This is a genomic window from Pseudomonas sp. NFACC13-1 (genome assembly GCF_900104425.1).
GTDB classification, from domain to species: Bacteria; Pseudomonadota; Gammaproteobacteria; order Pseudomonadales; family Pseudomonadaceae; genus Aquipseudomonas; species Aquipseudomonas fluorescens_AA.
Genome location: NZ_FMXV01000037.1, coordinates 46600 through 54586 on the forward strand (window position 1 = coordinate 46600; position 7987 = coordinate 54586).

At 59.8% G+C, this 7987-nt stretch carries 7 protein-coding genes; 3 read left to right on the top strand and 4 right to left on the bottom strand.

Going from position 1 to position 7987, the window contains the following annotated elements:
* Nucleotides 1-239 precede the first annotated feature (239 nt).
* The 3 genes from BLQ55_RS28760 to BLQ55_RS28770 all read right to left on the bottom strand — a co-directional run bounded on the left by BLQ55_RS28760 (nucleotide 240) and on the right by BLQ55_RS28770 (nucleotide 3379).
* Nucleotides 240-1898, bottom strand: coding sequence for a cation acetate symporter (locus BLQ55_RS28760; protein WP_092201794.1), 1659 nt, complete (start codon nucleotides 1896-1898; stop codon nucleotides 240-242).
* Nucleotides 1895-2206, bottom strand: coding sequence for a DUF485 domain-containing protein (locus tag BLQ55_RS28765; protein WP_092201792.1), 312 nt, complete (start codon nucleotides 2204-2206; stop codon nucleotides 1895-1897). The genes BLQ55_RS28760 and BLQ55_RS28765 overlap by 4 nt, the downstream gene beginning before the upstream one ends.
* Before the next feature lie 318 nt (nucleotides 2207-2524).
* Nucleotides 2525-3379, bottom strand: coding sequence for a glycine betaine ABC transporter substrate-binding protein (locus tag BLQ55_RS28770; protein WP_092201790.1), 855 nt, complete (start codon nucleotides 3377-3379; stop codon nucleotides 2525-2527).
* A 423-nt stretch (nucleotides 3380-3802) separates the two neighbouring features.
* Between BLQ55_RS28770 and BLQ55_RS28775 the strand changes: the two genes are divergently transcribed.
* Both BLQ55_RS28775 and BLQ55_RS28780 read left to right on the top strand, forming a co-directional pair.
* The gene (locus tag BLQ55_RS28775) at nucleotides 3803-5101 is read left to right on the top strand and encodes an alpha/beta fold hydrolase (protein ID WP_092201788.1); all 1299 of its coding nucleotides are present in this window, start codon (nucleotides 3803-3805) and stop codon (nucleotides 5099-5101) included.
* Entirely contained in the window at nucleotides 5094-5882 is a 789-nt protein-coding gene (locus tag BLQ55_RS28780) for an MlaA family lipoprotein (RefSeq protein ID WP_092201786.1), read from the top strand. Before BLQ55_RS28775 ends, BLQ55_RS28780 begins: the two co-directional genes overlap by 8 nt.
* Nucleotides 5883-6014: 132 nt before the next feature.
* Here BLQ55_RS28780 and BLQ55_RS28785 read toward each other — a convergent pair whose 3' ends face one another.
* Nucleotides 6015-6929 carry a DUF808 domain-containing protein gene (locus BLQ55_RS28785; RefSeq protein ID WP_092201784.1) on the bottom strand — a complete coding sequence of 305 codons (915 nt, stop codon included), beginning with the start codon at nucleotides 6927-6929 and terminating at the stop codon, nucleotides 6015-6017.
* Between the two features lie 131 nt (nucleotides 6930-7060).
* Between BLQ55_RS28785 and BLQ55_RS28790 the strand changes: the two genes are divergently transcribed.
* Complete coding sequence (locus BLQ55_RS28790) at nucleotides 7061-7666, top strand: TetR/AcrR family transcriptional regulator (RefSeq protein ID WP_092201782.1); 606 nt, start codon at nucleotides 7061-7063, stop codon at nucleotides 7664-7666.
* Nucleotides 7667-7987: the final 321 nt, after the last annotated feature.

Consider the following 7987-nt stretch of genomic DNA (forward strand, 5'->3'; position numbering starts at 1 on the left):
GCTGTTTTGTTTATGCCTCTTTTCATCTGATCCAGAAGCGGCATTGACAGACCCGACGCCATCGCGAGCAAGCTCGCTCCCACAGTTGACCTGTTGTGAATAAAAACCCCGTGCTCACTGGAGATCCCCTGTGGGAGCGAGCTTGCTCGCGATGACGGCAGCCCTGCCACCCTTAAACCCGGCACAAAAAAAACCCCAGCCTTTCGACCGGGGTATTTCTTCAAGCACTGACCGCTACATCAATGTTTAACCGCCCCACTCGCCCCCAGGCCAGTCTGTGAACGCACGAACTGCGGGAAGAACAGCGCCCGTTCGTTTGCGCCTTCAGCCGACTTGTCGGTGATGGAGAAGAACCAGATGCCGACGAACGCAATGGCCATCGAGAACAGCGCCGGGTATTCATACGGGAAGATCGCCTTCTCGTGCCCCATGATCTGCACCCAGATGGTCGGGCCGAGGATCATCAGGCCCACGGCACTGACCAGGCCCAGCCAGCCGCCAATCATGGCGCCACGAGTGGTCAGCTTCTTCCAGTACATCGAAAGCAGCAGTACCGGGAAGTTGCAGCTCGCCGCGATGGAGAACGCCAGGCCCACCATGAACGCGATGTTCTGCTTCTCGAACAGGATACCCAGGCCGATCGCCAGCACCGCCAGGGCGATGGTGGTGATTTTCGAGACGCGAATCTCGTCCTTCTCGTTGGCCTTGCCTTTCTTGATCACGCTGGCATACAGGTCATGGGACACCGCCGAGGCACCGGCCAGGGTCAGGCCCGCCACTACCGCCAGGATGGTGGCAAAGGCTACCGCCGAGATGAAGCCCAGGAAGATGCTGCCGCCCACGGCGTTGGCCAGGTGCACCGCCGCCATGTTGTTACCGCCCAGCAAGGCACCTGCCGCGTCCTTGAAGGCCGGGTTGGTGCTGACCAGCAGGATCGCGCCGAAGCCGATGATGAAGGTCAGGATGTAGAAGTAACCGATGAAGCCGGTGGCATACAGCACGCTCTTGCGCGCTTCCTTGGCGTCGCTCACGGTGAAGAAGCGCATCAGGATGTGCGGCAGGCCAGCGGTACCGAACATCAGCGCCAGGCCCAGGGAGAAGGCCGAGATCGGATCCTTCACCAAGCCGCCGGGGCTCATGATCGCCTCGCCTTTAGGGTGAACCTTCACCGCTTCGGCAAACAGCATGTTGAAGTCGAAGTTGACGTGTTTCATGACCATCAAGGCCATGAACGAAGCACCCGACAGCAGCAAGACCGCCTTGATGATCTGCACCCAAGTGGTGGCCAACATGCCGCCAAACAGCACGTAGAGGCACATCAGGATACCCACCAGGATCACCGCAACGTGGTAGTCCAGGCCGAACAGCAACTGGATCAGCTTGCCGGCACCGACCATTTGTGCGATCAGGTAGAACGCCACCACCACCAGCGAGCCGCAGGCGGACAGACTGCGGATCTGGGTTTGCCCGAGGCGATAGGACGCCACGTCGGCAAAGGTGTATTTACCCAGGTTACGCAGGCGTTCGGCGATCAGGAACAGGATGATCGGCCAACCCACCAGGAAGCCGATGGAGTAGATCAGGCCGTCATAACCGGAGGTGAACACCAGCGCGGAAATGCCCAGGAAGGACGCCGCCGACATGTAGTCGCCCGCGATTGCCAGGCCGTTCTGGAAGCCGGTGATCTTGCCGCCGGCCGCATAATAGTCGGCCGCCGAGTTGTTTTTCTTGGACGCCCAGTAGGTGATATACAAAGTCGCGCCGACGAAGGCCACGAACATCAGGATAGCCGCGACGTTGAGGGGTTGTTTCTGCACGGCACCGGTCAGGGCGTCAGCCGCCCAGGCGCCCGGTGCGAACGCCGCGATGCTCAATAGAGCCAGTAGACGCCGGATCATTGCTGAGCCTCCTTGAGAATCGCATTGTTCAGGTCGTCGAACTCACCGTTGGCGCGCCGTACGTAGATGCCGGTCAGGATGAAGGCCGAGACAATCAGGCCGACACCGATGGGAATACCCCAGGTGATGGTGGACTCAGGCGTGATCTTGGCCCCGAGAATGTGTGGCCCGTAGGCGATCAGAAGAATGAAGCCGGAATACAGACCAAGCATGATCGCCGAGAGAATCCAGGCGAACCTTTCCCTTTTTCTCACCAGCTCCTTGAAGCGCGGGCTGTTTTGAATCGAGAGGTAAATGCTGTCGTTCATTGTTTTTATCCTCGCAGCACAGATTTAATTGGAACGACCCTACTCTATGCGGCTCAAGGCCAGGTTCCAGACGACCTTAGTATTAGAACGACATGACGGTTTTGCCAGTTTCCCGCACATTATTCGCAATCCCCCCCTGTGGGAGCGAGCTTGCTCGCGATGACGGCGCCACATTCAACATCGATGCAAGCAGACACATCGCTATCGCGAGCAAGCTCGCTCCCACAAGGGGTCCGGCGCCCATCGAAGAATTGCAGGCACAAAAAAGCCGCATGACACAACGTCATGCGGCTTCGCGAGCCAGCTAAATCAGATTGATTACTTGCCGGTCCACTCCTTCACGCGGTCCGGGTGCTTGGCGACCCAGTCCTTGGCAGCGGCGTCCGGCTTGGCGCCTTCCTGGATCGCCAGCATGACTTCGCCGATCTCGTCTTTCGACGCCCACTGGAATTTCTTCAGGAACTCGGCCACTTCCGGGGCCTTGGTGCCCAGTTCCTTGCTGCCGATGCTGTTTACAGTCTCAGCCGCGCCATAGACGCCTTTCGGGTCTTCCAGGAAGCGCAGTTTCCACTTGGCGAACATCCAGTGCGGCACCCAACCGGTGACCGCGATGGATTCGTTTTTCTTCTCGGCACGGGTCAGCTCGGCGATCATGCCGGCGCCGGAACTGGCCTTGAGTTGATAACCGGTCAGGTCGTAATCCTTGATCGCCTGTTCGGTCTTGAGCATCACGCCTGAACCGGCGTCGATGCCGACGATGCGCTTCTTGAAGGAGTCGTCAGTCTTGAGATCCTCGAGCGACTTGGCCTTGACGTACTCCGGCACGATCAGGCCGATTTTTGCGTCCTTGAAGTTGGGGCCGTAATCGACCACCAAGTCCTTGTTCTTGGTCCAATAATCGCCGTGAGTCACCGGCAGCCAGGCCGAGAGCATCGCGTCGAGTTTGCCGGTGGCCACACCTTGCCACATGATCCCGGTCGCGACCGCTTGCAGCTTCACGTCATAACCGAGTTTTTGCTTGATCACTTCGGCGGCCACGTGGGTGGTCGCGACGCTGTCGGACCAGCCGTCAACGTAACCGATGCTCAGGGTTTTGGTTTCGGCGCTGGCCAAGGTGGAACTGATGGCCAGTACCAGTGCGGCACCTGCGCCCAAGAGTCGTCGCATCTTCATCGTTACTTCCCCGAAAGTGCTGCGCCCGGCGGATGCCGGGCGGCGTCAACGTATAGTTATGATGCTCAGCGCCCCCATCACGCTCGCCTCAAACCGGTCTGAACGCCAGTGGAGTACTGACAGGATCGATCATCAACCTGTGACGCTACGGAACCTGCTCTGTCTGCGACGTCGAAGCAACGAGAAACGACATCAGAACGCCAGCTATTGTTTCCAGGCAATTGGCGCCTCCTCACACGTGAGATTTGCAGGCCAAATCCGGTAAATGCCAGATAACTAGCCGCGACTGCGCATGACCGTGTATCGTCCCGCTACTATCGCGCCCCGTCCGTGCCTGTTTTGTGCCCATCATGGCACTTGGCTCCGCTTCGGTGGTCATAGGCTGCGAACTTCATTCGGCACCTTCCTCTAAGGGATCCAGTCATGCTCCGTTCCTTGCGCTTCGCTGCCCTCCTCGGCGGCCTTATCCTGAGTGCGTCCGCGCTGGCGGCAGATATAGACGCCGCCAGCTATGGCTACCCCTTGACCAACCCGTTCGAGGCGACCATCGCCACTACGCCGCCGGACCTGCGTCCGGAGCTGCCGCTGATCGAAGACATCAATCAGGCGGACCACAACCTGACCCTGCGCCCGGAACGCGAGTTCATCCTGCCGGACAACTTCTGGCCAGTAAAAAGCCTCACCTACCGCATGGCCACCCAGGACAAGCCCGCGCCGCTGATCTTCCTGATCGCCGGCACCGGTGCACGCTACGACAGCACCCTCAACGAATACCTCAAGCGCCTTTACTACAAGGCCGGCTACCACGTGGTGCAGTTGTCCTCGCCCACCAGTTTCGACTTCATGAGTGCCGCTTCGCGCTTTGCCACGCCGGGCATTTCCAAGGAAGACGCCGAGGACATGTACCGGGTGATGCAGGCCGTGCGCGCACAGAACCCCAAGCTGCCGGTGACCGAGTACTACCTGACCGGCTACAGCCTCGGCGCCCTGGATGCGGCCTTTGTCGCCCACCTGGACGAAACCCGGCGCAGCTTCAATTTCAAGAAAGTGCTGCTGCTGAACCCACCGGTGAACCTCTATACCTCGATCACCAACCTGGACAAACTGGTCCAGACCGAAGTCAAGGGCATCAACAGCACCACGACTTTCTATGAACTGGTACTGAACAAGCTGACCCGTTACTTCCAGCAAAAAGGCTACATCGACCTCAACGATGCCCTGCTCTACGACTTCCAACAGTCCAAGCAGCACCTGAGCAATGAACAGATGGCGATGTTGATCGGCACCTCGTTCCGTTTCTCGGCGGCGGACATCGCGTTCACCTCGGACCTGATCAACCGTCGCGGCCTGATCATCCCCCCCAAGTTCCCGATCACCGAAAGCACCAGCCTGACGCCGTTCCTCAAGCGTGCGCTGCAATGCGATTTCGACTGTTACCTCACCGAGCAGGTGATCCCGATGTGGCGCGCGCGCACCGACGGCGGCAGCCTGCTGCAACTGGTCGACCAGGTCAGCCTGTACGCGCTGAAGGATTACCTGCACGACAGCCCGAAGATTGCCGTCATGCACAATGCCGACGACGTCATTCTCGGCCCGGGCGACCTGGGCTTCCTGCGCAAGACCTTTGGCGATCGCCTGACGGTTTATCCGCTGGGCGGCCACTGCGGCAACCTTAACTACCGCGTCAACAGCGACGCCATGCTGGAGTTTTTCCGTGGCTAAATATCTGCTGCTTATCGCTGCGTTAATGAGTGCGGGCATGGTCCACGCCGACAACAGCAAAGCCAATGCGCCTGTGGTGGTGGATTCGGACGGTTTCAAGGAACCGCTGACCAAACTCAAGTTCAACCCGGGGCTTGACCAGCGCGAGTTCGAGCGCTCGACCCTCAACGCGTTAAACGTCTATGACCCGCTGGAATCCTGGAACCGCCGGGTCTATCACTTCAACTACCGCTTCGACCAATGGGTCTTCCTGCCCGTCGTCGACGGCTATCGCTACATTACCCCTGGCTTCGTGCGCACCGGGGTCAGCAATTTCTTCAACAACCTGGGGGACGTGCCGAACCTGATGAACAGCCTGCTGCAATTCAAGGGCAAGCGTTCAATGGAAACCACGGCGCGGCTGCTACTCAACACCACTGTGGGCATCGCCGGCCTGTGGGACCCGGCCACCGCCATGGGCCTGCCGCGCCAGAGCGAAGATTTCGGCCAGACCCTCGGCTTCTATGGCGTGCCGGCCGGTGCGTATTTCGTGCTGCCGATCTTCGGCCCGTCGAACCTGCGCGACACCTCGGGCCTGCTGGTGGACTACACGGCCGAATCGGCGATCAACTTCCTGAACGTCTCCGAAGTCAGCTCCAACCACCCGGAATTGCTGCTCCTGCGCGGCGTCGACAAGCGCTACCAGACCAGTTTCCGCTACGGGCAACTCAACACGCCCTTCGAGTATGAGAAGGTGCGCTACGTGTACACCGAGTCGCGCAAGTTGCAGATCGCCGAGTAACTTTCGACCACCCCAAACCCATTGTGGGAGCGAGCTTGCTCGCGATAGCGCTCTGTCAGACAACTAAATGTTGAATGTCAGGCCCTCATCGCGAGCAAGCTCGCTCCCACAGTGATCATGGGTTGCCAGGTCTCAGCCTTTCAGCGCTTTCCAGACCTTGCCAACCACCATCACCCCCGCCAACACCGCCGCCCCAGCAACGATCCCGGCCACGGCATTGAGCAACGTCGGCACGATAAACCCGGCACCACCGGCGCTGGCCGTCACGCCTTCGATCCAGTGATGCACCACTGGCACGCCATGGGTCAGGATGCCACCGCCCACCAGGAACATCGCCGCGGTGCCGATCACCGACAGGCTTTTCATCATGTAGGGTGCCGCACTCAGGATCGCACCGCCGATGCTTTTGGCGGCCTGGCCTGGCTTGTGCGTCAACCAGAGTCCCAGGTCATCGAGCTTGACGATCCCGGCCACCAGGCCATAGACGCCAATGGTCATGACGATGGCGATGCCCGACAGGACGATCACCTGCTGGGTCAATGCTGCGTCAGCGACGGTGCCGAGGGTGATGGCGATGATTTCGGCCGAGAGGATGAAGTCGGTGCGTACCGCGCCCTTGATCTTGTCCTTTTCAAAGGCCACCAGATCGACCGCCGGATCCGCCACCGCCTCGACCAGTTGCGCATGTTCGGCCTGGTCCTCGGCCTTGCTGTGAAGGAACTTGTGGGCCAGTTTTTCGAACCCCTCGAAACACAAATAGGCACCGCCCACCATCAACAACGGCGTCACCAACCACGGGACGAAAGCGCTGATCGCCAGCGCCGACGGCACCAGGATCAATTTGTTGATGAACGATCCCTTGGCCACCGCCCACACCACTGGCAGCTCTCGCTCGGCACGCACGCCCGACACTTGCTGGGCATTGAGCGCCAGGTCATCGCCGAGCACGCCGGCGGTTTTCTTGGCGGCCATCTTGGTCATCAGCGCGACATCGTCGAGCACGGTGGCGATGTCGTCGATCAGTACCAGCAAACTGCTTCCAGCCATGGAGGGGCTCCTTGAATAATAATGCCGCGCAGCATACCGCGAGCCGCGGCGCCTTGGGGCATTCTTGAGCGCCGCGCGAAGCCGGTGCTACCATGCGCCACCGCCAGAACAGGCAAGGAACCCCTGGGTTTATGAGCACAATCCGCGAGCGCAACAAAGAATTGATCCTGCGTGCCGCCAGCGAAGAATTTGCCGACAAGGGCTTCGCCGCGACCAAGACCAGCGACATCGCGGCCAAGGCAGGCCTGCCCAAACCCAACGTCTACTACTACTTCAAATCCAAGGAAAACCTCTACCGCGAGGTGCTGGAAAGCATCATCGAGCCGATTCTCCAGGCCTCGACCCCGTTCAATGCCGACGGCGTGCCCGGCGAGGTGCTGAGCCATTACATCCGCTCCAAGATCCGCATCTCCCGCGACCTGCCCTTCGCCTCGAAAGTCTTCGCCAGCGAAATCATGCACGGCGCCCCCCACCTGAGCCCCGACCTGGTGGAACAACTCAACGCCCAGGCCCGGCACAACATCGCCTGCATCCAGAGCTGGATCGACCGCGGCCAGATCGCCCCCATCGACCCCAACCACCTGATGTTCAGCATCTGGGCCGCCACCCAGACCTATGCCGACTTCGACTGGCAGATCAGCGCCGTGACCGGCAAGGCGAAGCTGGACGAAGCCGACTATGAAGCCGCTGCGCAGACGATCATTCGGTTGGTGTTGAAGGGGTGTGAGCCAGACTGATAGCCCGAGGCGGCTTCAATCGCGAGCAAGCTCGCTTGTATGTTTAGACTTGAAGGGGTGGGCGGGACTAAAAGCTCGATTCCGACTCTAGCCAGTACGGACCGTGGGAGACTTCTCGTCCCGCCCTTTCTACCTAAAGCGCCGATAAGGAATTCATCGGCAAGACCGACGATAGAGGCAAGCCAGCGCAAAGGTAGACCCCGACAAGCACCTAAACCCTAGCTCCGAGGATTCGTCATGACAATCCTTACCTCGCAAACGGTTGTTGGCATTGATGTCGCCAAGGCCGAAATAGTTGTTTATCGCTCTGACCTGCAAACC

Coding starts and splice junctions, on each gene's coding strand:
- BLQ55_RS28765 (WP_092201792.1), bottom strand. CDS start 2,206: ATGAACGACAGCATTTACCTCTCGATTCAAAACAGCCCGCGCTTCAAG.
- BLQ55_RS28790 (WP_092201782.1), top strand. CDS start 7,061: ATGAGCACAATCCGCGAGCGCAACAAAGAATTGATCCTGCGTGCCGCC.
- BLQ55_RS28770 (WP_092201790.1), bottom strand. CDS start 3,379: ATGAAGATGCGACGACTCTTGGGCGCAGGTGCCGCACTGGTACTGGCC.
- BLQ55_RS28775 (WP_092201788.1), top strand. CDS start 3,803: ATGCTCCGTTCCTTGCGCTTCGCTGCCCTCCTCGGCGGCCTTATCCTG.
- BLQ55_RS28760 (WP_092201794.1), bottom strand. CDS start 1,898: ATGATCCGGCGTCTACTGGCTCTATTGAGCATCGCGGCGTTCGCACCG.
- BLQ55_RS28785 (WP_092201784.1), bottom strand. CDS start 6,929: ATGGCTGGAAGCAGTTTGCTGGTACTGATCGACGACATCGCCACCGTG.